Below are 23,322 nucleotides of genomic sequence, written 5' to 3'. Positions count from 1 at the left end.
GCTAAAGGAGCGTCATTGTACGAGCTTGCGCAAAACAGGGGCTGAGCTGGATCAAGCTAGCGAAGGGGGCAAAACATATAAATATCCGGTCAAATTTGAATAAATATAGAGAAAAAGCGCAAAAAATGGAGTCTGGCAGATCGTTGATCATTCCAACAGTAAACGTTCATATGAAAATGAGACCCGATAACTCACTGTTGAACAATGAAAATTTCAAAGAGACCCGACAGCACACAATTGCAAGCATGGGATATTGAAAATGTGATCCCTTCCGCTGTCGGCAACGTCGGGTTGGTAAAATTACTACATTCACCCACAGTCGCTGAGCGCACCATTGAACCTTTCAATGGCGATATATTTAACCAACAAAATCAACTTATGCAGAACAACCGCAGCACCTCAGCCAATTAATCCCTCCAATCCAACATTTTGTTATGCGAATGTAACCACAAAGACAAACCCGACCTGCGATTGACCTCGTTAGAAAATCCCATTAGTTTGGAGATTCGCCACGTCAGGCAGACGGAACCACAAGAGCCAATCGCAATTTATGCAGTCAGGTGATGACTGTGCGATGCAAGGCCGAGCAAGGGAGAAATGCAATGTCACTATATGATCCAAAGCTGGAGAGGGATAACTGTGGCTTCGGCCTGTTGGCCCACATGGAAGGGGAAGCCAGCCACAAGCTTGTTCGTCTCGCGATGTCAGCATTGGCTCGCATGCAGCACCGCGGCGGGATCTCCGCCGATGGCAAGACCGGCGATGGCTGCGGTCTGCTGCTGCAAAAACCCGACAGCTTCTATCGCGCGGTCGCCGAAGAGAAGGGATGGCACCTTGGCCGCAAGTACGCGGTCGGCATGCTGTTTCTCAACCCCGACCCCGTATTGGCGCAAGCCACTCGCGACATCATCGACGAGGAGCTGGAAAAAGAGACCCTGAGTCTGGTCGGCTGGCGCAAAGTGCCCGTCGATACCAATGTGCTCGGCCCCATCGCCAAAACCTCCCTGCCCAGTATTGAACAGGTCTTTGTCAACGCCCCCCCAGGTTGGGTTGAACAGGATCTGGAGCGTCGCCTCTATATCGTGCGCCGCCGTATCGAGAAGCGCATCAACGACGACTACTTCTATATCGTCAGCCTCTCCAACCTGGTCACCGTCTATAAAGGGCTGTGCATGCCGGTGGACTTGCCGCGCTTCTATCTGGATCTCGCCGACATCCGCATGCAGGCGGCCATCTGCGTATTCCACCAGCGCTTCTCCACCAACACCAGCCCACGCTGGCCACTGGCGCAACCGTTCCGCTATCTGGCCCACAACGGCGAGATCAACACCATCGCCGGCAACCGCCAGTGGGCCAAGGCACGCAGCTACAAGTTTGCGACGCCGCTCATTCCCGATCTGCAGGAAGCAGCCCCCTTCGTCAACACCACCGGCTCTGACTCCTCCAGCCTCGACAACATGCTGGATCTCTTCCTCGCCGGTGGTATGGACCTGTTCCGCGCCATGCGCCTGTTGATCCCGCCAGCATGGCAAAAGCACCCGAACATGGATGACGACCTGCGCGCCTTCTACGACTTCAACTCCATGCACATGGAGCCGTGGGATGGCCCTGCCGGTATCGTCATGACCGACGGCCGCTATGCCACCTGCGCGCTGGACAGAAATGGCCTGCGTCCGGCCCGCTATGTCATCACCAAGGACAAGTTCATCACGCTCGCGTCTGAAGTCGGCACCTGGGACTACACCCCGGACGAAGTGCTGGAGAAGGGCCGGGTCGGCCCGGGCGAGCTGTTCGTGGTCGATACCAGCAACGGCAAGGTGTGGACCAGCTTCGAGATCGATGACGATCTCAAGAACCGCCACACCTACAAGCAGTGGATGGACAAACACTGCACCCGACTGGTTCCCTTTGAGCAGATGGACGACAGCCAGACCGGCCGCCGCGAATTTGCCGACGACCAGCTGAAGACCTATCAGAAGCTGTTTGGCTACTCCTTCGAGGAGCTGGATCAGATCATCCGGGTACTCGGTGAGAATGGTCAGGAAGCGGTGGGCTCCATGGGGGATGACACCCCGATGGCGGTGCTCTCCTCCGGCCCGCGCACCCTCTATGACTACTTCCGCCAGATGTTTGCCCAGGTGACCAACCCGCCCATCGACCCATTGCGGGAAAACCACGTGATGTCGCTGGCGACCTGTATCGGTCGCGAGCAGAACGTCTTCAACGAGACCTTCGGCCACGCCCACCGGGTGCTGTTCCAGTCGCCGATCCTGCTCTATTCCGACTTCCACCAGCTGCTGGCACTGGAAGGGGAGTACTACCGTCATCAGGTGATCAGCCTCAACTTCATGCCCGAAGAGGGGCTAGAAGCAGCCATCGTGCGCATCTGCGACGAGGCCAAAACCGCCGCCAAGAGTGGCACCGTGCTGCTAGTGCTGTCGGATCGCGATATCAGCGCCGACACCCTGCCGATCCCGGCCGCCATGGCGGTGGGCGCGGTGCAGCGCACCCTGGTGGACAACAACCTGCGCTGCGACGCCAACATTCTGGTGGAGACCGCAAGCTGCCGTGACCCGCACCACTTCTCGGTGCTGCTGGGCTTTGGCGCGACCGCCATCTACCCCTATCTGGCCTACGAAACCCTGGCCAAACAGGTTGAAGAGGGCGTGCTCACCATGTCCCTGCGCCAGGCCATGGTCAACTACCGCAACGGCATCAACAAAGGGCTCTACAAGGTGATGTCCAAGATGGGCATCAGCACGGTCGCCAGCTACCGCTGCTCCCAGCTGTTCGAAGCTGTGGGTCTGGCCAAGTCGGTGGTCGATACCTGCTTCCGCGGTGTGTCGAGCCGTATTCAGGGTGCCGATTTTGCCGACATCCAGCAGGATCAGCACAATCTGGCCCGTCAGGCCTGGCTGGTGCGCAAACCCCTCGCCCACGGTGGCCTGCTCAAGTTCGTCCACGGCGGCGAGTACCACACCTACAACCCGGATGTGGTGCAAACCCTGCAAACCGCGGTGCGCTCCGGCAACTATGCCGACTACAAGGAGTACGCCCGTCTGGTCAACGAGCGCCCGGTTGCCACCCTGCGCGATCTGCTGGCGCTGAAGAAGGTCAACAATCCGGTCGCGCTGGATCAAGTGGAGCCAGCCGACAAGCTGTTCCCCCGCTTCGACTCCGCCGCCATGTCCATCGGCGCCCTCGGCCCTGAGGCCCACGAGGCACTGGCTGTCGCCATGAACCGTCTCGGCGGTCAGAGCAACTCCGGTGAAGGGGGCGAAGATCCCAAGCGTTTCGGCACCGAGAAGAACTCCCGCATCAAGCAGGTGGCTTCCGGTCGCTTTGGCGTCACCCCCCACTACCTGATGAACGCCGATGTGGTGCAGATCAAGGTGGCTCAGGGCGCCAAGCCCGGCGAAGGGGGCCAGCTGCCCGGTGACAAGGTCACCGCCCAGATCGCCAAGCTGCGCTATTCCGTGCCCGGCGTGACCCTGATCTCACCGCCGCCGCACCATGACATCTACTCCATCGAGGATCTGGCCCAGCTCATCTTTGACATCAAGCAGATCAACCCGAGCTGTCTGGTGTCGGTGAAACTGGTCTCAGAACCTGGCGTGGGCACCATCGCCTGCGGCGTGGCCAAGGCCTATGCCGACTTCATCACCATCTCCGGTTATGACGGCGGCACTGGCGCGAGTCCCCTCACCTCGGTCAAATACGCCGGTTCCCCGTGGGAGCTGGGTCTGGCCGAAACCCAACAGGCGCTGGTCGCCAACGGCCTGCGCCACAAGGTGCGGCTGCAGGTGGATGGCGGCCTCAAGACCGGTCTGGACATCATCAAGGCGGCTATCCTCGGCGCCGAGAGCTTCGGTTTTGGCACCGGCCCCATGGTGGCGCTCGGCTGCAAATACCTGCGTATTTGCCACCTGAACAACTGCGCCACCGGCGTTGCCACTCAGGATGAGAAGCTGCGTCGCGAGCACTTCACCGGCTTGCCGGAGATGGTGATGAACTACTTCAAGTTCATCGCCGAGGAGACCCGCGAGCTGATGGCCCAACTCGGCGTCACCCAGCTGACCGACCTCATCGGCCGCACCGATCTGCTGGAGGCCCTGCCCGGCCTCACCGCCCGTCAGGCCAAGCTGGATCTCTCCGGTATTCTGGCTCGTCCGGTCGCTCCGGCAGGCTCCAGCCTGTTCAGCCAGCAGCACAACCCCACCTTCGACAAGGGGCCGCTCAACCTGCAAATGGTCGCGGATCTGCTGGAAGCGGTAGAGACCTCAAGCGGCGGCGAGTTCCGCTACGATATTCGCAACACCGACCGCTCGGTGGGTGCGCGCCTCTCGGGCGAGATCGTCAAACGTCACGGCAACCAAGGGATGGCTGCGGATCCGGTCAAGGTGCACTTCAACGGCACAGCAGGCCAGAGCTTCGGCGTCTGGAACGCGGGTGGCCTCGAGATGATTCTCACCGGTGATGCCAACGACTACGTGGGCAAAGGGATGACCGGCGGCAAGCTGGTGATCAAGCCCCATGTCGGCGTGGCGTTCAAATCCCACGAAGCGGCCATCATCGGCAACACCTGTCTCTACGGCGCCACCGGCGGCAAACTCTACGCCGCAGGTACCGCTGGCGAGCGTTTCGCGGTGCGTAACTCTGGCGCGCTGGCGGTAGTCGAGGGCATTGGCGACAACGGTTGTGAATACATGACCGGCGGCATCGTCACCGTGCTCGGTCAGACCGGCGTCAACTTCGCGGCGGGCATGACCGGCGGCTTTGCCTACGTGCTCGATGAGTGCGGCAACTTTGCCAAGCGCACCAACCCCGAGCTGGTCGAACTGCTGGACGTGGCGGATCTCGCCATCCATCAGGAGCACCTGCGCGGCATCATCACGGCGCACCTCAATGAGACCGGCAGCTCGCGCGCCGAGGAGATCCTGGCCAACTTCGACTCCTATGTGCCCAAGTTCAGGCTGATCAAACCCAAGTCCAGCGACGTGAAATCGCTGCTGGGTCACACCAGCCGTTCCAGTGCAGAACTCAGAATCCAGGCGCAATAAGGAGGGAACCCTATGAGCCAGAACGTATTTCAGTTTATCGATGTCCAGCGGGTCGACCCGCCCAAGAAGCCACTCAAGATCCGCAAAATCCAGTTTGTGGAGATCTACGAGTCCTTCAATCAGCCGCAGGTACAGATGCAGGCGGATCGCTGCCTCGAGTGCGGCAACCCCTACTGCGAGTGGAAGTGTCCGGTCCACAACTACATCCCCAACTGGCTGAAACTGGCCAAAGAGGGGCGCATTCTGGAGGCGGTGGAGCTCTCCCACCAGACCAACAGCCTGCCGGAAGTGTGTGGTCGAGTCTGCCCGCAGGATCGCCTCTGTGAGGGCTCCTGCACCCTCAATGATCGCTTCGGCGCGGTGACCATCGGCAACATCGAAAAATACATCACCGACAAGGCGTTCGAGATGGGCTGGAAGCCCGATCTCTCGAACGTGGTCAAGACCGGTAAGCGGGTCGCCGTTATCGGCGCCGGCCCGGCGGGTCTCGCCTGTGCCGACGTGCTGGCACGCAACGGCGTCACCCCGGTGGTGTTTGACAAGTATCCGGAAATTGGCGGCCTGCTCACCTTCGGTATCCCCTCCTTCAAGCTGGAAAAAGAGGTAATGCAGCGTCGCCGCGAGATCTTCCAGGGAATGGGCGTGGAGTTTCGACTCGAGACCGAAGTGGGCAAGGACATCACCTTCGCCGACCTGCTCGGCGAGTTCGATGCGGTCTTCCTCGGGGTCGGCACCTACAAGTACATGAAGGGCGGCTTTGCCAACGAAGAGGCGCCGGGCGTCTATGACGCCCTGCCCTACCTCATCGCCAACGCCAACCGCTTGCTGGGCTTCGAGAAGGCGCAAGCCGACTACATCGACTTCGCTGGCAAGCAGGTGGTGGTGCTGGGCGGTGGCGATACCGCCATGGACTGCGTGCGTACCGCCATCCGTCAGGGGGCCGACAAGGTGATCTGCGCCTATCGCCGCGACGAGGAGAACATGCCGGGCTCCAAGCGGGAGGTGAAAAATGCCCGCGAAGAGGGGGTTGAATTCATGTTCAACCTGCAACCGGTGGCGGTCGAGCTGGATGCCAACGGTCGCACCGTCGGCATCAAGGTGGTGAGCACCGAGCTGGGTGAACCCGATGCCAATGGCCGCCGCAATCCGGTGGTCATCGAGGGCTCAGAGCAGGTGCTGGCCGCCGATGCGGTGGTGATGGCGTTTGGCTTCCAGCCCAACCCCCAACCCTGGATGGCGGAGTTCGGCATCGAGCTCGACAACCGGGATCGCATCAAGGCGCGTGAGCAGGCGGAATATGCCTTCCAGACCAGCAACCCCAAGGTGTTCGCCGGTGGCGACGCGGTGCGCGGCTCCGATCTGGTGGTGACCGCCATCTATGAGGGGCGCAAGGCAGCCGAAGGGATCATGGATTACCTCGCTGTCTAACCTGCTATTCCTCAGTCAACGCAAAACAGAGCCCCGCCAGTGCGGGGCTCTGCTTTTCAGACTCGGAATTTAAGGCTCGGAGTTCTCGCTGGCAGCTTGCCACTTATCACTCCATCCACCTCGTCCGGGGAGCTGCTAGATGCTCCAGCTCTCCGGCAACCGCTCGGTGAGGGTAGAGATGTACTCGAAGGTACGTGCCCGCTTGGGGGTGGTGAACATCTGGCGTGCGCTGCCAGCCTCCACCACCTCACCCGCCTCCAGAAAGATCACCTGCTGCGCTATCTGGGCGGCCAGCCGCAAATCATGGGTGGCAATCAGCATGGTGGTTCCCTCCCGGGCCAGTTGGCGCAGCACGGTCACCACCTCCTGGGCAAGCTCGGGATCCAGCGCCGAGGTGGGTTCGTCACAGAGCAGGACCTTGGGCGATGGCGCCAGCGCCCTCGCAATGGCAACCCGCTGCTGCTGACCTCCGGAGAGGGTGGTAGGCACCGCCTCGGCCTTGTGCCTGAGCCCCACCTTGTCGAGCAGTTGCAAGCCGCGCGTCTGCGCTTTAGCCCTTGGCCACTTCAGCACGGTTAGCAGCCCCTCTATGACGTTTTCCAGTACCGTCATGTGCGGAAACAGCTGGAAATTCTGGAACACCATGCCGGTCTGCTGGCGCAATGCCAGCACGCTCTGGCGGGGTAGATGGTGAGAAAAATCCAGTTCGCTTCCCCCCAGCACCAATTGCCCTGCATCCGGCCGCTCCAGCACATTGACGCAGCGCAACAGGGTGCTCTTGCCACTGCCTGAGGGGCCAATCAGGGCGGTCACACTGCCCGCCACCATGGCAAGATCGATCCCCTTGAGCACCCGCTGCCCGCCAAACTGCTTCTCGATACCACGCAACAAGATCATAGGGCGACCTCCCGGGTCTCTTTGTGGGTCAACTTGCGTTCCAGCCGGTCTTGCAAGGTGGAGAGCACCGAGCTGAACATCAGATAGATGATGGCCGTCTCTATGTAAAGGATCAGCGGCTCATAGGTGACGGAGGCGAGCCGCTGGGCCGCCTGGAACAACTCGGGCACGGTCACTGCTGCCGCCAGCGAGGTGTCCTTCACCAGCGAAATAAAGGTGTTGGAAAGCGGTGGCACCGCAATGCGCGCCGCCTGCGGCAGGATCACCCGCCACATCACCTGGGGCCAGTTCATGCCAATCGAATAGGCCGCTTCCCACTGCCCTTTCGGGATCGCAGCCAGAGTGGCGCGGATGATCTCCGAGCTGTAGGCGCCGATGTTGAGGGTGAACCCGATCACCGCGGCGGTGAAGGCATCCAGCACAATGCCGGCACTTGGCAAGCCATAAAAAATCAGAAAGAGCTGGACCAGCAGCGGTGTGCCGCGAATGAGCCAGACATAAAAACGGACCAGCACTACCAGCGGTGTCGGGCCATATAATCTGGCCAGCGCCACCAGCAAGCCGAGCAATATTCCCAAGACAAAGGTGATCAGGGTCAGTGGCACGGTAAAAATAAGCCCCGCGCTAAGCAGGGGCCAAAAAGAGTCGATCATTAACTGCAACCAGGCTGGCACGTTAATTACCTCGCTAGTTATTATTTTCCGGCAATATTATTGCGAGACATCAGTACCAAAATATTTAAGAGATATTTTCTGGTAGCTACCATCCTGTTTGGCAGTGCGCAGTGCCTGATTGATGGCGGCCAGCAATTCCGGCTGTCCCTTGGCAAGCAACACTGCCGATTGATCCCCCTTCGCCTCGGTCGCCGCCACCCTCAATTTGGCATCCGGTTTCTGTTTCTTGAAGTCGAGGAAAGAGAGGCTGTCGTTGATGGTGGCATCCACTCGCCCGGTCAGCACCAGCTGCAGTGACTGGTTGAAGCCCTCGGTAGCGACCACCTCGGCGCCCGATGATTTCGCCAGCTGAGCAAAGTTGCTGGTCAGCGACTGGGATGATTTTTTACCCTTCAGATCCGCAAAGCTGTTGATGCTGTGATTATCGCTGTGCACCACAATCACCGCTTTGGAGGTGATGTAGGGATCTGAAAAATCATACTTTTTCAGCCGCTCCGGGGTGATGGCCACTTCGTTGAGCACCAGATCGTAGCGCTGGGCATCCACCCCGGCGATGAGACCATCCCACTTGCCTTCGACAAATTCCGGCTTCACCCCAAGGCCTTTTGCAATCAGCTCACCAATCTCCACATCAAAGCCGACCAGCTTGCCGCTCTTGTCGTGATAGGTAAACGGAGGATAGGCGCCTTCAGTGCCGATTTTGATCGCACCGGCACTCTGGATAGCGGCGAGGCTAGACTGGGCTTGCGCCGATGTCATCAAAGCCAATGGAAGGGCTGCCAGCACAAACAGGGAGTGCAGTTTTTTCATTATTCACCTCGTTATATTTGTAAACATCCAGCACGCTTGCCAACGATAATCCGGATTACCATGCAATTATTATTTTGAATCCTGCTGCTGCCAGCACCATTTAATCGGGTCACGCCACATATACGATGACTGCCAATTAACGATTGCACTTGGCGGCACCAGCGAAACATAACGCGGTGGTTCCCGTTGCCAAACCATGAAATATGAGGATGTTTAGTGAAATAATGAATAACGAAAAAGCAGTCCCACATTCGCTACTGATTGCGGGACACACTGTTTATTCATGATAAAAAAACACACTGCCAGCCCGATACCAAATTCGAGCCATCACCTGATCACAAACACACCGCCAGCCACTCCCCCTTGCCGACCGGTACCAGCGAGGTGGCAAAGGCCGGATCCTGCCCGACCTCGTTCATCCACTCCGCCATCTCGCTGCGATGGGAGATGGCGTTATCGACCACCAGCAAGCCACGGGGCGCCAGCAGGCGGCGGATCTGTGGCCACCATGCCCGGTAGTGCTGACGATCCGAATCGAGGAAGATGAGCTGATAGCCGGCTTGCGGCAAGGTCGGTAACAGCTCGCCCGCATCCCCTGCCAGCAAAGTGATCCAGGGGCTCAGTCCCGCCAGCTGAAAGTTGTTATGAGCCAGCACGCGCTTATCCTCATCCAGCTCGATGGTGGTGACATGACCCTCCAGCCGACGCACCGCCTCTGCCAGCCAAAGCGTGGAATAACCATTTGAGGTGCCGATCTCCAGCACCGCCTGCGCCCCGCGGGTATGCACCAGCACTGACAGCAACTCCCCCGTGTCGCGGGTGATATTGAGCAGCTTGCGGTGGCGTGCCTGCTGCGTGCTGTCATTGCGTTCACCAAGCTGCTCCAGCTGGCGTTTTAACTGTTCCAGTTCCATCGATATCCCTTTCGTCCATGCCAGAAACCGCTCGATCTATCCTCTTGGTTTGGCCTTTGGGAGTCAAATGATTGCTTTTAAACGCCATTCCGAGCGCAAAGGATGAGAAAATGACAACCATTTGAGGCAGAATTTGTGACGTCTATCTGTTACACTTCGCGCCCGCCATTTTCCGGCTCACTCTCTGACTTGATGTCAGGCGCAGCCGTCGGTGGTTACAACCTCCGTCTCGCTCATGCCGAGCTAACCAAGCCAAACACAGCCCAGCTGGAACACAGGAACCCATTATGAGATTTGAATCGTTCGATTTTGCCCCCGAGATTTTGCGTGCTGTCTCAGATTGCGGTTATCAGGAGATGACCCCTGTGCAGCAACAGGCGATCCCGGCCATTCGCCGTGGCCGCGATGTGCTGGCCAGCGCCCAGACCGGTACCGGCAAGACCGCCGCCTTCGCCCTGCCCATTGTGCAGCGTCTGGTAGACAATCCGGCCCCGGCCCAGCCTTCCAACGCCCGGGTGCTGATCCTGACCCCGACCCGCGAGCTGGCGGCTCAGGTGGCGAGCAACATCAATGACTTCGCCAAGTATCTCGATATCACCACCATCACCATCGTGGGCGGTGGCAAGCAGGACGTGCAGGCCAGAAAGCTGAAAGCGGGCGCTCACATCATTGTGGCAACCCCGGGCCGTCTGCTCGAACACCTTACCGCCTGCAACCTCAGCCTCTCCGGCGTCGAGTGTCTGGTGCTGGATGAAGCGGATCGCATCCTCGACATGGGCTTCAGTGCCGATGTGCAGAAGATCTTGCAAGCTGTCAACAAGACCCGTCAGAATCTGCTGTTCTCCGCCACCTTCTCCGACGCGGTGAAGAAGCTGGCCAACCTGATGCTGGACCGCCCGCAGATCGTCAGCGTCAACAAGCAGAACTCCACTGCCGACACCGTCAGCCACACCGTCTATCCGGTCGAGCAGAAGCGCAAACGCGAGCTGCTCTCCGAGCTGATTGGCAAGCAGAACTGGCAGCAGGTGCTGGTGTTCGCCAGTACCCGCGAGAGCTGTGATGTGCTGGTCGAGGAGCTGAACCTCGACGGCATCAAGTCCGCCGTGGTCCATGGCGAGAAAGCCCAGGGCAACCGTCGCCGTGCCCTGCGCGAATTCATGGAAGGCAAGGTGCGGGTACTGGTCGCCACCGAAGTGGCCGCCCGTGGTCTGGACATCCCGAGCCTGGAATACGTGGTCAACTACGATCTGCCGTTCCTGGCGGAAGATTACGTGCACCGCATCGGCCGTACCGGTCGTGCCGGCAAGCGCGGCATGGCCATCTCCTTCGTCAGCCGTGAAGAGGAGCGCACCCTGCTGGAGATCGAGGCCCTGATCGGCCAGAAGATCCGCCGCATCATGGTGCCGGGCTACGAGGTGAGCAGCCGTGACGAGCTGATCAAACAGCTGCAGGAGCGTCGTCGCTTCGGCAAGCGCCCGCAGCGTGAAGATAACGCCGTGGCCCAGGTGATGGCCGAAGCCAAGCTGCAGGGTCAGCGCCTCAAGCGTCTGGCCGCGGCCAAGAAGCCCCGTCAGCCGAAATAAGGCGCGCAGGCAGCTCTATTGAACCGCAAAGGCGCCACTGGCGCCTTTGCTATCTCTGTCATCGGTGTTGACCTGTGGTGGTCAACTCAAGGATTGCTTATGACCTCTCCTACCTATAATCAGGCCCTGTTCGAGATGGCCACCCAGAGCCTGGCCGAACTGGCTCGCACCGCCGAACAAAAAGCGGGCAAGCGCACCCCGGCGCAAGAGAGCCACTTTCTCTGTACCTGGATGGCCGACTCCCTCAAGGAGAAACGCTTCTCCCGTCTGGTGATGGAAGATTTAAAAGATTGGGTACAGCTTGGCCGCACGCTGGGAGCGGGCGCCGATCTCAAGGGGCTGCTGGAGCGCATCGCCTTCCAGTACCAGTGCGCCATGACCAATCCGCAGCAGCTGGGAGCCAAGCTGGCGGCCCTGCTGGAAGAGCTGGCAGCGGCAGGCTGGCTGGTGCTGACCGAGAGCGAGGTGAACGCCAAGCTGCGCCTGCAATCGGGCGGTCAGGCGAGTCTGGTGATCAGCCATAGCGAGTATCAGGGCCACATCGAAGCGGGTGAGCTTGTCAAACCCCTCACCCTCTATGTGCGCGGTGACGAGAAGGTATTGGCCGAGACGGCCTTCAAGCACGGGCTGCTGCTGAGCCAGGGCAACAAGAAGACCACCCTGGTCAAACATCACAAGGCCTACCGGCTGATGCCGGACAACGCCCAACCGGCGCTGGCACTGCTGAGCGAGGCTCGTCAGAGCGCCTGATCCCGTCAGTGTGAAGCAATAAAAAAACGGCAGGCCCTCATTTAAAGCAGGGTCTGCCGTTTTTTATTGTTCGATCTTCGGTGATGAGGTCTGGTAGTCGTTTAGCGGATCTTGATGCCAATCTGGCCGGTGTCACACCACTCGAACATCACCTCCTCGCTCTTGCCACAGCAACTGCCACCACAGACCCGGCTCTCACGCTTGATGACCCGCCCCTTGCGCATCCAGACGCCGAGCATGGCCTCCACCGCATCTTCCGAGGTGTGGAAGTGGCGAGCCAGATCCCGCCGGCTCACCTTCTGCTGCGCGGCGAGGTAATCCCCCAGCTCGCGCAGGATCATAAGGTCACCACCTTGCGGGCCACGATGTCACCGTGACGGCGCCCGGCCCACCAGAGCAGCACCAGAGAGAGGCCGTAGCTGACGATCCAGAACAGGCTCTGCTCCGGGTGAGCAGCAAAGGTGGCCACCTGATAGAAGACGGTGGCGCACATAAAGGCCATGTAGTTGCACCATACCGCCGTCATCAGCGCCCACTGGCGACCGGTTTCGCGCACCAGTGCGCCCATAGCGGCGGCGCAAGGCATGTAGAGCAACACGAACAACAGGTAGGAGAAGGCACCGGCCGCCCCGTCGAAGTGGGTCTGCATGTTGCCGTAGGTGGAAACATCGACCTCCTGCGCTTCGGCAGCTGCCTGCTGATCATCCAGCTCACCGACAGACAATCCCATGGGGTCGCTCGGGTTGATCTCCGCCAGATTGGCCGCCACGGCGTCGATCGCCTCGTGGAAACTGGCCACCAGCGAGAACTCGCTCTCCTCCTCTTCACCACCAGCACCGGCGTAGAGGCTGTTGAGGGTACCGACCACCGCCTCTTTGGCGAAGATACCGGTGACGATGCCGACCGTGGCCTGCCAGTTATCATCGCGCACACCGATGGGGTGCAGCACCGGGGTCACCGCCTGGCTTATCTTGCTCAGTACCGAGCCCTCTTGATCCTGATGGCCAAAGCTGCCATCGGTACCCAGCGAGTTGAGCACGCTCAGCACGGCGACTACCAGCACGATGGTTTTACCGGCGCCAAAGACGAAGGATTTGAGCTTCTGCCAGGTCTTGATGGCAACGTTGACCGGACGCGGCCACTCGTAATCCGGCATCTCCATTAGCATGGAGTCGCTCTTGCCCGGCAGCAGGGTATTGCGCAGCAACAGGCCGGTGAGCACCGCCACCACAATACCGATGAGGTAGAGACCGAACACCAGGTTCTGGCCCGATTCCGGGAAGAAGGCCACAGCAAACAGGGCGTAAACCGGCAGACGAGCACCGCACGACATGAAGGGTGCCATGGCGGAGGTCATCAGCCGCTCCCGCTCGGAGTTGAGGGTACGGGTCGCCATCACCGAGGGAACGGTACAGCCAAAGCCCATCAGCATCGGCACGAACGCCTTGCCCGGCAGGCCGAGGCGGCGCATCAGGGCATCCACCACGAAGGCGGCGCGGGCCAGATAGCCGGAGCTCTCCAGCACCGCGAGGAACAGATAGAGGCAGCCAATCACCGGAATAAAGGTGGCAACGGTCTGCAAGCCGACCCCGAAACCATCAGCCAGAATGGCGCCCAGCCACTCTGGCGCATTGACCAGCCCCAGCAGGTGGTGCACCCCATCGACAAACAGGGCGCCGCCCATGATGTCGAAGAAGTCGATAAAGGCGCTGCCAACGTTGATGGCAAACAGGAACATCAGGTACATGACAAACAGGAAGAAGGGGATGCCAATCCAGCGATTGAGCAGCACTCGATCCAGCCACTCGCTCTGGGCCTCGGTGAGCTTGCCCTTTTGCTGACGCGCCTGTTGTACCCACTGGTGGATATGGCCGTAGCGGATATCCGCCAGTTGCAGATCGATATCCTGCCCCTGATGGGCGCGTGCGACCACATTGTGGGCGGCGGCCTGCTGACCGGGCAGCAGGGTCTCCTGCATCACCGGATCCTCTTCCAGCAGGCGCAGGGCGCGACCACGGGTAGTGAGGTGGTGCGGGGCGAGCAGGGTCTCCAGCTCCGCCAGATCGTTTTCAAGAGAGTGACCGTAATCGAGCTGCAAGGCCGCTTGCGGCTGACCGATAAACTGCCGGATCTGCTGCTTGAAGGCGGCAACCTGTTTGCTGTTGTGGGCAGAGAGAGCCACCACCGGGCAACCGAGGGATTTGCCGAGCTTGCTCTCGTCAATGACGATACGGCGCTTTTGCAGGATATCCAGCTTGTTGAGCACCACCACCATGGGCAGGCCCAGTTCGCGCAGTTGCAGCGTGAGGTAGAGGGAGCGCTCCAGATTGGCGGCGTCGATGACGTTGAGCAGCAGGTCGGGCTGTTGGCCCTGGGCAAAGCGGCTGGCGATCTGCTCGTCCAGACTGCCATCCTGACTGGCCAGGCTATAGATGCCGGGCAAATCCATCAGCTTGAAGTGATGTTCACCTGCGCTGAACTCACCCATCTTCTTGTCGACGGTGACACCACTCCAGTTGCCTACCTGCTGGCGGGCGCCGGTCAGGGCGTTGAACAGTGAGGTCTTGCCGCTATTGGGGTTACCTACCGTTACCAGGGAGTAATTCATACCGGTTCGACCTCGATAGTGTTTTGACCAAGACGATTGTTTTGTGAGGTGTGTTTCATACCAGCTCGACCTCGATTTGCTGTGCCAGACTCTTTTGCATGGAGAGGCAGATCCCCTGGCACTGGATCTGGAGCGGGTCCCCCAAGGGGGCGGAGCGCAGATAGATGACTTCAGTCTGGGGCAGCAGGCCCATCACCATCAGCTTGCGACGCAGCGGCCGTGCCAACTGGTTCATATTCTTGATGCGAGCACTCTGTCCCGGCGACAACTGCGTGAGTACCATGACTGACTCCTGAAGTTAAACAATAATAATTCGCTTTTACTTGGGGCATTATAAGCTGTGTCTTCAACTTTTATTTGAGTAAAATCAAACTCCGCTTAGCTAACCGATAAAGTATTGCCATGAGTCACGACAACAACAGCCGCCTCGTTTACAGCACGGATGGCGGCATGATCAAGGAGCAGAGCGCTCCCCAATCCGCCTCTCCCTTCCCCACAGACGGCACCGTGCGCATTCGCCGCGAGACCAAGGGGCGCAAGGGCGCCGGGGTGATCACCATTCATGGCGTACCCGCCGATCAGCAGAAAGCCATGGCGACCCTGCTCAAGAAAAAATGCGGCACCGGTGGCGGTATCAAAGAGGGGGTTATCGAGATCCAGGGGGATAAACGGGACCTGATCAAGGCCGAGCTGGAGAAAGCCGGTTTCAGCGTCAAGCTGGTGGGGGGCTGATCCCCTTGTCACCCATGCGGTTTTTCCCTAGAATGCCCGCTCCCATCGAGGGGGAGTAGTCTCGCACGCCGGTTCCATCCTTTGCATGAATACCGCTCTGCGATCCTGATCAACATACTTGGTGCCAACTCACCATGGTCAGGGTGATCCATGCCAGTCATGGATTTGACAAGACCTTTGACGGGCCAGTGCCAATACCGGGGACGGATGGCGCAGGCTTGTCTTTGGTTTATAACAATTCCGTCCCCCGGTCATCTTTATGGAAGCCTTGTTAACCTCAACCCTCAGCGTCGCCATTGCCGAAATCGGCGATAAAACCCAGCTGTTGGCGTTGCTCCTCATCTGCCGTTTTCGCAAGCCCTGGCCCATCATCGCCGGCATGCTGGCGGCTACCCTGCTCAACCATGCGGGCGCCGCCTGGATTGGCGAGTTCATCAGCCGCTGGCTCGATCCCAAGATAATGACCTATCTGGTCGCCATCGCCTTTATCGCCATGGCTATCTGGATTTTGGTGCCGGACAAGATGGATGACGAGGAGAGCTCGCTGGATAAATACGGCCCCTTTATGGCCACCTTCGTGCTCTTCTTCATCGCCGAGATCGGGGACAAGACCCAGATCGCCACCGTGCTGCTGGCCGCCAAGTATGACTCGCTGGTGCAGGTCATCACCGGTACCACCCTCGGCATGATGCTGGCCAACGTGCCGGTGGTGCTGATCGGCAAGCTGGGGGCAGACAAGCTGCCGCTCAAGGGGATCCGCATCGCCTGCGCCATCCTCTTCGTCGGCCTCGGGGTGAGCACCCTGATCTTTGCCTGATCGCCTTTTCCGCTGACCAAGCCCTCCACCTCGGAGGGCTTTTTTGTTTGCTGCCTTATTTGTTGCTTTGTTTGCTGTTTTGTTTGTTACGTAACCCGCTGTCGCAACCACCGGCCTTACAGCCAAGGTGCAGTGCACGATTGCGGGTGCCTCATGCCATAATGGGGCAAACCTCGTGGAGTCCCCCCATGCACAACGTATCAAGAGAGACGCTACTCGAATGGGTCAAACAAGGACGGCTGGCACCAGAGAAGCTGGCGGACGCCCTGACCCTCACCGATCTGCCCCCCCCTCCGGCGCGCTGGCAGTGGCTGTTTGACCGGCTGCTGCTCTGGCTCGGAGCCCTCTGCATCGGGGCCGGACTGGTCTTCTTCGTCGCCTTCAACTGGCAAGAGCTGGGCCGGGTCTCCCGCCTCGCCCTGCTGGAGGCACCACTGCTCGCCATGCTGCTTCTGCTGTGGCGCAAACCACTGGGGGATACTCCCCGTCAGGCGCTGCTGCTCGCTGTCGCCCTCAATATCGGCGCCCTGCTGGCGCTGGTGGGTCAGACCTACCAGACCGGCGCCGATCCCTGGCAACTGTTCGCCACCTGGGCGCTGATGCTGGTGCCGCTGGCGGTATTTGGCCAAAGCCCGCTACTCTGGACCCTGAGCTGGCTGCTCGGCCAGCTGGCGCTGGTGCTCTACTGGCGGCTCGGCCTGTTCGCACTCTTCTTTACCTTCGATGAAGAGGGTCTGGGCTGGTGCCTCACCCTGCTCAACGCCGCCCTCTGGGGTCTGCTTCTGCTGGCACCGGCCCGCTGGCGCCTGATGCCAAGCTGGCTGGCGGGTCTGGCTGCGGGTCTGGGGGCCACCCTGCTCACCCTGCTGGCGCTGTTTGATGCCGCCTCCCCGCTGGTGTGGCCACTCTGGTTTGGCTGGCTCGCCGCGGCCTATGCCCTGTGGCACCACAGATTTATCGCCGGACTCGCCATGGGGTGCCTCAGTCTGATTGCCGTCATCCTCGCCACCCTTGGTAAATGGATGGAACCCGACATCAACGGCTTCTTGCTGCTGAGCCTGATCGCCATCGGTCTTTCTGTCACCGCCGCCCGCTGGCTGCAACAACAACGGAGGTCTCATGAGTGATCTGACCCTTTGGCAAGCGCTGCAACAGGCCAATCTGGTGGAAGGGGAGATGCCCCGTGACACCCAGCCCCACTGGTCGAGCCGTTTTATGCTGGGGCTGGTGGGCTGGATTGCCGCCCTGTTCCTGCTCTTTTTCCTGTTTCTCACCTTCGAACAGCTGACCCACGAGGCCAACAGCGCCCTGCTGCTGGGGGCTGTGCTGCTGGCGGGAGCCTACGCCCTCAATCGCAGCCAGCGCGGCGATCTCTGGGATCAGTTCGTGCTGGCACTCACCCTGGCGGCCGATGCCTGGCTGCTCTATGGCCTGCTCGATCAGCTGGATCTCCATCACGCCCTGCTCTGGTTCGGTCTGTGCCTGCTGTCGCTCGCCATCGCCGTGCTGTTCGATCACTGGCTGGTGCGGCTGTTTCACAGCGTGGCGGCAGCCCTGCTGCTCACCCTTGGTCTCGCCTGCCTCGGGCTGCAACTGCTGGCGCTGCCGCTGGTGATGGCGGCCATCACCTTCTGCTGGCTAAGGGCAGATAGCGATCCAGAGCGCCACCAGCTCTACCACTCCATCACCCTGGGGCTGGCCCTCTCCCTGCTGGTGCTGGGGCGTCTGCACCAACCGCTGTGGGATAGCGGCAGCAGCATGCTGGACGAGCTGGGGCTGTCGCGCCTGCCGCTCTGGCTCAATCCGTTGCTCTGCGCCGCCCTGTTGCTGGCGGTGATGGTGAAACTCAAACTCCCCCTGCTGTTTGGCCTGCCGCTGGTACTGATCAGCGCCATCATCCCCGGCATGGGGGCGGGCGCACTGGTGCTGATCCTCGGGTTTTATGCCGGTAGTCTGGGGCTGATGACCCTCTCTGCCCTGCTGCTGCTCGGCTATGGCTCGCTCTATTACTACGAGCTGGGGCTCACCCTGATGACCAAATCCTGGCTGCTGCTGGGCTCCGGCATCCTGCTGCTGGGTACCCGCCAGCTGCTCACCACCTTCGCGGCAAGGAGCGACTCATGAAACCCGTCACCCGACAGCTCGCCCTGTTGCTGAGCGGCCTTGCCATCGTGGCGGGCATCAATACCACCGTCTGGCGCTATGAGCGCGCCATGAGCAGCGGCGAAGTGGTGCTGCTGCGACTCGCCCCGGTCGATCCCCGCTCCCTGATGCAGGGGGATTACATGCGGCTGAACTATGAGATTGCCCGCGAGCTGGCCAGCAGCGATGCCCGTGAAAAGGGTCGCGACACCCTGGTGATCCGCCTAGATGCCCATCAGGTGGCCAGTCTGGTTGCCGCTGGCAAACCGGATCGGCTCGCCAGCGATGAGCGGCTATTGCAGGTGCATCAGAGCGAGCGGCAGTGGCAGATTGGCCCCGACGCCTACTTCTTTGAAGAGGGCACGGGGGATCAGTATCAAGCGGCCCGCTACGGCGAATTCCGGCTGCAAGCGGATGGCAAGACTCTGCTGGTGGGGCTGCGGGACGAGGCCTACCAGCCCATCGGGCAGACCCGCGCCCGCTGGTAATGGCAGTGAGTGGCTATTTACGCTGTTCATGGTCACACTCAATACAAGGTTGATCGCTAAGGATGTTCCCAATGAGGATATGGCTGATCTGTCATCTGTTACTGCTCTGCTGGGCCTCGGTGGCCCGGGCTGATCTGGGCAAGCTCGAGTACCTCACCGAAGAGTACCCCCCCTACAACTTCAGCGATCCGCAAGGCCAGCCCACCGGCCTTGCGGTCGATCTGCTGCAGATGATCTGGCAACACAGCGGCGTGGCGCCCCAGCCGGTACGCATCCTGCCCTGGGCGCGCGGTTATTACTTGCTAACCCAGAAACCCAACGTGGTGCTCTTCTCCACCGCCCGCACCCAGGCACGGGAGGATCTCTTCAAGTGGGTATGCCCCATCGGCTACTCGGAGTACATCCTGCTGGGCCGCAAAGCGCAAAACATCACTCTCGACTCGGTGGATCAGATGAGTCAGTACAAGATCAGCGCGGTGCGCTCGGACGCCGCCGAGCAACTGCTGCTCAACAACGGCATGGATGACAACAACATCATCTCGGCCAACCGCCTGTCGCAGGGATTGAAGATGCTGCTCTCCGGTCGCGCCGATCTGCTCGCCACCAGCAAGCTGGCGGGATATGACGCCATCCGCGAACTGAAGCTCAATAGCGACGACTTCAACGTGGCCATGGTGCTGAGCGCCGAGCAGCTCTGCTACGCCTTCAGCCGTCAGGTGCCTGACAGCGAGATCACCCTCTTTCAGCAGGCCCTGACCCGCGCCCTCGCCTCGGAAGAGTTTCGCAAATTGCAGGCCAAATACCTGCCGGTGCGCTGAGCACTCACTCACCCGATGGGCAGCAAGGCGCTGCCCATTTTATGGATGAAAGATGCAATAGAGGTGGCTAGCTATTCCCGCCGCGAGCAGTCAAACTGACCAACATCTTTGATTGGCAAGGATTTTCCCGTGCGAACATGGCACTTCATTCACCTGCTGCTCCTGTGGACGACCTTCGCTCAGGCGGATCCGGGCAAACTCGAATACCTCAGCGAAATATCCCCCCCTTATAACTTCAGTGACGAACGGGGCCAGCCCACCGGTCTGTCGGTCGAGCTGCTGCAACTGATCTGGCAGGCGCGCGGCATGGCGCCCCAGCCAATCCGCATTCTGCCCTGGGCCCGTGGCTACAACCTGCTGCAACAAAAAACCAATGTGGTGCTGTTTGCCGCCGCCCGTACCCCGCAGCGGGAGCCGCTCTTCAAGTGGGCCTGCCCCATCGACCATTCGGAGTTTGTGCTGCTGGGGCGCAAGGGTGACAACATCACCCTCGACTCGGCAGCGCAGCTTGGCCACTACAAGATCGGGGTGGTGCGCGCCACCGTCTCCAAGCAACTGCTGCTCGATCGCGGTATCGATGAGCACCAACTGATGCAAGCCAACCGGCTCACCCAGGCGGCCAAAATGCTCACCTCCGGCCGCGCCGATCTGTTTGCGACCAACAAACTGGTGGGCTATCAAACCCTGCAACAGCTCGGCTTCAAGCCGGATGACGTTCATGTTGCCTTCGTGCTGGATACCACCCCGCTCTGCTACGCCTTCAGTCGTCAGGTGCCCGACAGCGAGGTCGCCCTCTTTCAGCAGGCGCTGACCCGGGTCGTCGCGTCAGCGGATTTCTCGGCCTTGCAAACCAAATACCTGTCGCTGCGCTAACGCCCTGATCGCTACCGACAGATGGCGCGGGATGGCAGCGAGCGCCGGCACTTTTATTACCAAACATGCCCCGTCGCCTTGGCGAAATCGGCCAGCTTGGTCACACTTGAGCATGATATTCCCTTGATCAGGATGGCAAAAATGAAAGCATGGATTGGATTGGCCGGGGCGCTGCTGGCCACCCTCGCACAGGCGAGTCCTGAGCTCGGCAAACTGCACTACCTCACCGAAGAGTACAAACCCTACAACTACGCCGACGCCAGCGGCGCCCCCACCGGCCTCGCGGTCGAGCTGCTGCAACTGGTGTGGCAGAAGACCAACACCCCGCCGCAACCCATCACCATCATGCCCTGGGCGCGCGGTTACTACCTGCTGACCCAAAAGCCCAATGCGGTACTCTTCTCCACCGCTCGCACCCAGGCGCGGGACCCCCTGTTCAAGTGGGCCTGTCCCATCGGGTATGCCGAGATCGTGCTGGTGGGGCTGGCCGAGCGCAATATCACCATCACCAAGCTCGACGATGCCAAGGCGTTCAATATCGGGGCGGTGCGGGCCGATGTGGGGGAGCAACTGCTGCTCAACAACGGCTTTGACGAGACCAGGCTGATGGCCGCCAACCGGCTGGCACAGGCGCTGAAGATGCTCACCTCCGGCCGGGTCGATCTGGTCTCCACCAACAAGACCACCATGGAGCAGCTGATCGTCGAGCAAAAACTCGACCCCGCCCGCTTTAAGGAGCAGTGGGTGCTGAGCTCGGAGCAGTTCTGCTTCGCCTTCAGCCATCCGGTGAGCGATGCGCTGGTCAAAGAGTTCCAGACCGGCTTGACCCAGGTGCTGGCCAGCAGCGAATACCCGCTGCTGCACAGCAAATATTTCCCGGCGCCTGCGCCCGCCAACACTGAACAGGCCAAAACCGGGAAAACCAACTAGCTCGCACACCGCCAATACAGAGGGGCCCGATATGGGCCCCTCTGGTTTTGTGGCTCGACACACTCAATCGCGCACGGCTTGTGCGTTGTTGTCGAGCCCTCTCCTTGGGCTATTCACCTTGGGTTGCCCACTTCTGGTGACTCACACAGTCCTTTACGTTCACCACGCACCAGCGCCGCAGCGGCTACCTTGTGACGGGCGATGAGCCGTTCGATATCCAGCCCCTCGATGGCGCCATCCACCACCCGCCACTTGCCGCCCACCATCACCCGATCGGCCCGCTCGGCGCCGCACAAGATCAGCGCCGCGATGGGGTCGTGACTGCCGCTAAAGCGCAGATCATCGAGCTTGAACAGCGCCAGATCTGCCTGCTTGCCGGGCAGCAGCTCACCGAGATCGCCGCGCCCCAGTAACTTGGCCGAGCCACGGGTCGCCCACTCCAGCACCTTGCGCGGGGTGATCCGCTCGGCGCCGTAGCGCAGCCGCTGCAGATAGAGCGCCTGACGGGCTTCTTGCATCAGGTTCGAGGCATCGTTGGAGGCCGAGCCATCCACCCCCAGCCCCACCGGCGCACCGGCGGCTTCGAGATCCAGGGTCGGGCAGATGCCGGAGGCGAGCCGCATATTGGAGACCGGACAGTGACACACCCCGGTGCCCGCCGCCCCCAGCCGCGCAATCTCGTCCGGATTGAAGTGGATGCCGTGGGCCAGCCAGGTGCGCTCCCCCAGCCAGCCTACCTTCTCCAGATAATCGACGGTGCGCAGACCAAAGCGTTCGAGGCAGAACGCCTCCTCATCCAGCGTCTCCGCCAGATGGGTGTGCAGCCGTACATCGAGCTCGGCCGCGAGCTTGGCGCTCTCCACCATGATCTCCTCGGTCACCGAGAAGGGGGAGCAAGGGGCCAAGGCAATCTGGATCTGCGCCCCGGCGCCGCGCTGGTGGTACTGGCGCACCAGCCGCAAGCTGTCATCGAGGATCTGCTGCTGCCCCTGCACCGTATGGCGCGGCGGCAAGCCTCCCTCATCTTCGCCCAGACTCATGGAGCCACGGGTCAGCATGGCGCGCATCCCCAGCTCACGTACCGTCTCGACCTGAATATCGATGGACTCCTCCATCCCGCGCGGGAAGAGGTAGTGGTGATCCGCAGCCGTGGTGCAGCCCGACAGCAGCAGCTCCGCCATCGCAACCTTGCTCGCCAGCGCCAGACCATCCGGCGTCAATCTGGCCCACACCGGATAGAGGGTCTTGAGCCAGGGGAAGAGCGGCTGATTGACCACAGGCCCCCAGGCGCGGGTCAGGGTCTGGTAGAAGTGGTGGTGGGTATTGATAAGGCCCGGCAGCACCACATGATCGCGGGCATCGAACAGCTGCTCGCACGGCCGGGCAGGATGCTGGCCCGCCGCCAGCACTTCGCTGATCAAGCCGTTTTCAATCACCAGCCCGCCGCGACCATCGACGGCCTCGGGGGTAAAGGTGGCAAGGGGGTTTTTAATCCAGATACGGGTAGCGGACATGGCCGGCGCCTCCATCAGTCATACATAGGGGTGAGCCAGCTCAGTTATACCCTGTCTGCTGATCCAGAGGCGGCGCAGCGCCGCAGTGGCCCCAGTCTACCCGGCGATGGCAAAAAATCTGTGAGCCTCGTTTTAAATCAAGGTGATAGCCCCTCCCCTCTCGGGTTACCCCACCGCCCTGCCAGTACCCAGCCCCGACAGCAATTGATTGAACACCCAGTCCGAAAAGTGTGCGCCAGCGCAAAAAAACCTCTGGTTTCTGATAGTTGCGTGATGGCCGCCAT

At 60.6% G+C, this 23,322-nt stretch carries 21 protein-coding genes; 13 read left to right on the top strand and 8 right to left on the bottom strand.

The window, feature by feature from the left end; all coding sequences use genetic code 11:
• Positions 1–204 precede the first annotated feature (204 nt).
• The 3 genes from I6G90_RS03025 (at position 205) to I6G90_RS03015 (ending at position 6,488) form a co-directional block, all read left to right on the top strand.
• Positions 205–411 carry a hypothetical protein gene (locus tag I6G90_RS03025; RefSeq protein ID WP_197929688.1) on the top strand — a complete coding sequence of 69 codons (207 nt, stop codon included), beginning with the start codon at positions 205–207 and terminating at the stop codon, positions 409–411.
• Between the two features lie 191 nt (positions 412–602).
• Complete coding sequence (gene gltB, locus I6G90_RS03020; protein WP_197929686.1) at positions 603–5,060, top strand: glutamate synthase large subunit; 4,458 nt, start codon at positions 603–605, stop codon at positions 5,058–5,060.
• Positions 5,061–5,072: 12 nt separating this feature from the next.
• Entirely contained in the window at positions 5,073–6,488 is a 1,416-nt protein-coding gene (locus tag I6G90_RS03015) for an FAD-dependent oxidoreductase (RefSeq protein WP_042056188.1), read from the top strand.
• A gap of 135 nt (positions 6,489–6,623) precedes the next feature.
• Here the strand turns inward: I6G90_RS03015 and I6G90_RS03010 are convergent, their stop codons facing one another.
• From I6G90_RS03010 to I6G90_RS02995, 4 genes are all read right to left on the bottom strand, one after another.
• Entirely contained in the window at positions 6,624–7,385 is a 762-nt protein-coding gene (locus I6G90_RS03010; protein WP_197929684.1) for an amino acid ABC transporter ATP-binding protein, read from the bottom strand.
• Positions 7,382–8,038 (bottom strand): amino acid ABC transporter permease, encoded by a 657-nt coding sequence (locus I6G90_RS03005; RefSeq protein WP_269668395.1) that lies wholly within the window; start codon positions 8,036–8,038, stop codon positions 7,382–7,384. Before I6G90_RS03005 ends, I6G90_RS03010 begins: the two co-directional genes overlap by 4 nt.
• A gap of 57 nt (positions 8,039–8,095) precedes the next feature.
• Positions 8,096–8,869, bottom strand: coding sequence for an amino acid ABC transporter substrate-binding protein (locus I6G90_RS03000; protein ID WP_197929680.1), 774 nt, complete (start codon positions 8,867–8,869; stop codon positions 8,096–8,098).
• Positions 8,870–9,204: 335 nt separating this feature from the next.
• A complete protein-coding gene (locus I6G90_RS02995; RefSeq protein ID WP_197929678.1) occupies positions 9,205–9,783 on the bottom strand; it encodes an O-methyltransferase in 579 nt (192 codons plus the stop codon).
• Positions 9,784–10,070: 287 nt separating this feature from the next.
• Here I6G90_RS02995 and I6G90_RS02990 point away from each other — a divergent pair, with 287 nt between their 5' ends.
• Together I6G90_RS02990 and I6G90_RS02985 are read left to right on the top strand one after the other, a co-directional pair.
• Complete coding sequence (locus I6G90_RS02990) at positions 10,071–11,366, top strand: DEAD/DEAH box helicase (protein ID WP_180344079.1); 1,296 nt, start codon at positions 10,071–10,073, stop codon at positions 11,364–11,366.
• A gap of 99 nt (positions 11,367–11,465) precedes the next feature.
• Positions 11,466–12,116 carry a DUF2913 family protein gene (locus I6G90_RS02985; RefSeq protein WP_197929676.1) on the top strand — a complete coding sequence of 217 codons (651 nt, stop codon included), beginning with the start codon at positions 11,466–11,468 and terminating at the stop codon, positions 12,114–12,116.
• A 101-nt stretch (positions 12,117–12,217) separates the two neighbouring features.
• On the opposite strand, the gene I6G90_RS02980 is transcribed toward I6G90_RS02985, so the two are convergent.
• Genes I6G90_RS02980 through I6G90_RS02970 form a run of 3 tightly spaced genes read right to left on the bottom strand, consistent with a single transcriptional unit; the run spans position 12,218 to position 15,007 of the window.
• Positions 12,218–12,457: a FeoC-like transcriptional regulator gene (locus I6G90_RS02980; protein WP_182970782.1), complete on the bottom strand. Its 240-nt coding sequence runs from the start codon at positions 12,455–12,457 to the stop codon at positions 12,218–12,220.
• Positions 12,454–14,724: a Fe(2+) transporter permease subunit FeoB gene (feoB, locus tag I6G90_RS02975; RefSeq protein ID WP_197929674.1), complete on the bottom strand. Its 2,271-nt coding sequence runs from the start codon at positions 14,722–14,724 to the stop codon at positions 12,454–12,456. The genes I6G90_RS02980 and feoB overlap by 4 nt, the downstream gene beginning before the upstream one ends.
• A 55-nt stretch (positions 14,725–14,779) precedes the next feature.
• The gene (locus I6G90_RS02970; protein WP_058053783.1) at positions 14,780–15,007 is read right to left on the bottom strand and encodes a FeoA family protein; all 228 of its coding nucleotides are present in this window, start codon (positions 15,005–15,007) and stop codon (positions 14,780–14,782) included.
• 119 nt (positions 15,008–15,126) lie between these two features.
• Between I6G90_RS02970 and I6G90_RS02965 the strand changes: the two genes are divergently transcribed.
• From I6G90_RS02965 to I6G90_RS02930, 8 genes are all read left to right on the top strand, one after another.
• A complete protein-coding gene (locus tag I6G90_RS02965; protein ID WP_058053784.1) occupies positions 15,127–15,456 on the top strand; it encodes a translation initiation factor in 330 nt (109 codons plus the stop codon).
• 259 nt (positions 15,457–15,715) lie between these two features.
• Entirely contained in the window at positions 15,716–16,273 is a 558-nt protein-coding gene (locus I6G90_RS02960; RefSeq protein ID WP_058053785.1) for a TMEM165/GDT1 family protein, read from the top strand.
• A 188-nt stretch (positions 16,274–16,461) separates the two neighbouring features.
• Positions 16,462–17,400 carry a DUF2157 domain-containing protein gene (locus tag I6G90_RS02955; protein WP_058053786.1) on the top strand — a complete coding sequence of 313 codons (939 nt, stop codon included), beginning with the start codon at positions 16,462–16,464 and terminating at the stop codon, positions 17,398–17,400.
• Positions 17,393–18,397 carry a DUF4401 domain-containing protein gene (locus tag I6G90_RS02950; RefSeq protein ID WP_197929672.1) on the top strand — a complete coding sequence of 335 codons (1,005 nt, stop codon included), beginning with the start codon at positions 17,393–17,395 and terminating at the stop codon, positions 18,395–18,397. The genes I6G90_RS02955 and I6G90_RS02950 overlap by 8 nt, the downstream gene beginning before the upstream one ends.
• Positions 18,394–18,903, top strand: coding sequence for a GDYXXLXY domain-containing protein (locus I6G90_RS02945; protein ID WP_197929670.1), 510 nt, complete (start codon positions 18,394–18,396; stop codon positions 18,901–18,903). Before I6G90_RS02950 ends, I6G90_RS02945 begins: the two co-directional genes overlap by 4 nt.
• Before the next feature lie 71 nt (positions 18,904–18,974).
• A complete protein-coding gene (locus tag I6G90_RS02940; RefSeq protein WP_197929668.1) occupies positions 18,975–19,721 on the top strand; it encodes a substrate-binding periplasmic protein in 747 nt (248 codons plus the stop codon).
• Positions 19,722–19,850: 129 nt separating this feature from the next.
• Complete coding sequence (locus I6G90_RS02935; protein ID WP_197929666.1) at positions 19,851–20,594, top strand: substrate-binding periplasmic protein; 744 nt, start codon at positions 19,851–19,853, stop codon at positions 20,592–20,594.
• A gap of 141 nt (positions 20,595–20,735) precedes the next feature.
• Positions 20,736–21,524 carry a substrate-binding periplasmic protein gene (locus tag I6G90_RS02930; RefSeq protein WP_197929664.1) on the top strand — a complete coding sequence of 263 codons (789 nt, stop codon included), beginning with the start codon at positions 20,736–20,738 and terminating at the stop codon, positions 21,522–21,524.
• A gap of 113 nt (positions 21,525–21,637) precedes the next feature.
• On the opposite strand, the gene I6G90_RS02925 is transcribed toward I6G90_RS02930, so the two are convergent.
• A complete protein-coding gene (locus I6G90_RS02925; RefSeq protein WP_197929662.1) occupies positions 21,638–23,038 on the bottom strand; it encodes an 8-oxoguanine deaminase in 1,401 nt (466 codons plus the stop codon).
• Between the last annotated feature and the right edge of the window lie 284 nt (positions 23,039–23,322).

Source organism: Aeromonas allosaccharophila (genome assembly GCF_016026615.1).
Taxonomy (GTDB): Bacteria; Pseudomonadota; Gammaproteobacteria; order Enterobacterales; family Aeromonadaceae; genus Aeromonas; species Aeromonas allosaccharophila.
The sequence above is the reverse complement of the archived record's forward strand: the minus strand, read 5'-3'. Positions and strand labels throughout refer to the sequence as shown.

What these genes read in the sequence shown, in the direction of transcription:
- gltB (WP_197929686.1), top strand. Translation starts at nt 603, where the DNA reads ATGTCACTATATGATCCAAAGCTGGAGAGGGATAACTGTGGCTTCGGC.
- I6G90_RS02930 (WP_197929664.1), top strand. Translation starts at nt 20,736, where the DNA reads ATGAAAGCATGGATTGGATTGGCCGGGGCGCTGCTGGCCACCCTCGCA.
- I6G90_RS02990 (WP_180344079.1), top strand. Translation starts at nt 10,071, where the DNA reads ATGAGATTTGAATCGTTCGATTTTGCCCCCGAGATTTTGCGTGCTGTC.
- I6G90_RS02995 (WP_197929678.1), bottom strand. Translation starts at nt 9,783, where the DNA reads ATGGAACTGGAACAGTTAAAACGCCAGCTGGAGCAGCTTGGTGAACGC.
- I6G90_RS02950 (WP_197929672.1), top strand. Translation starts at nt 17,393, where the DNA reads ATGAGTGATCTGACCCTTTGGCAAGCGCTGCAACAGGCCAATCTGGTG.
- feoB (WP_197929674.1), bottom strand. Translation starts at nt 14,724, where the DNA reads ATGAATTACTCCCTGGTAACGGTAGGTAACCCCAATAGCGGCAAGACC.
- I6G90_RS02960 (WP_058053785.1), top strand. Translation starts at nt 15,716, where the DNA reads ATGGAAGCCTTGTTAACCTCAACCCTCAGCGTCGCCATTGCCGAAATC.
- I6G90_RS03005 (WP_269668395.1), bottom strand. Translation starts at nt 8,038, where the DNA reads ATGATCGACTCTTTTTGGCCCCTGCTTAGCGCGGGGCTTATTTTTACC.
- I6G90_RS02925 (WP_197929662.1), bottom strand. Translation starts at nt 23,038, where the DNA reads ATGTCCGCTACCCGTATCTGGATTAAAAACCCCCTTGCCACCTTTACC.
- I6G90_RS03015 (WP_042056188.1), top strand. Translation starts at nt 5,073, where the DNA reads ATGAGCCAGAACGTATTTCAGTTTATCGATGTCCAGCGGGTCGACCCG.
- I6G90_RS03010 (WP_197929684.1), bottom strand. Translation starts at nt 7,385, where the DNA reads ATGATCTTGTTGCGTGGTATCGAGAAGCAGTTTGGCGGGCAGCGGGTG.
- I6G90_RS02940 (WP_197929668.1), top strand. Translation starts at nt 18,975, where the DNA reads ATGAGGATATGGCTGATCTGTCATCTGTTACTGCTCTGCTGGGCCTCG.
- I6G90_RS03025 (WP_197929688.1), top strand. Translation starts at nt 205, where the DNA reads ATGAAAATTTCAAAGAGACCCGACAGCACACAATTGCAAGCATGGGAT.
- I6G90_RS02945 (WP_197929670.1), top strand. Translation starts at nt 18,394, where the DNA reads ATGAAACCCGTCACCCGACAGCTCGCCCTGTTGCTGAGCGGCCTTGCC.
- I6G90_RS03000 (WP_197929680.1), bottom strand. Translation starts at nt 8,869, where the DNA reads ATGAAAAAACTGCACTCCCTGTTTGTGCTGGCAGCCCTTCCATTGGCT.
- I6G90_RS02955 (WP_058053786.1), top strand. Translation starts at nt 16,462, where the DNA reads ATGCACAACGTATCAAGAGAGACGCTACTCGAATGGGTCAAACAAGGA.
- I6G90_RS02970 (WP_058053783.1), bottom strand. Translation starts at nt 15,007, where the DNA reads ATGGTACTCACGCAGTTGTCGCCGGGACAGAGTGCTCGCATCAAGAAT.
- I6G90_RS02965 (WP_058053784.1), top strand. Translation starts at nt 15,127, where the DNA reads ATGAGTCACGACAACAACAGCCGCCTCGTTTACAGCACGGATGGCGGC.
- I6G90_RS02985 (WP_197929676.1), top strand. Translation starts at nt 11,466, where the DNA reads ATGACCTCTCCTACCTATAATCAGGCCCTGTTCGAGATGGCCACCCAG.
- I6G90_RS02980 (WP_182970782.1), bottom strand. Translation starts at nt 12,457, where the DNA reads ATGATCCTGCGCGAGCTGGGGGATTACCTCGCCGCGCAGCAGAAGGTG.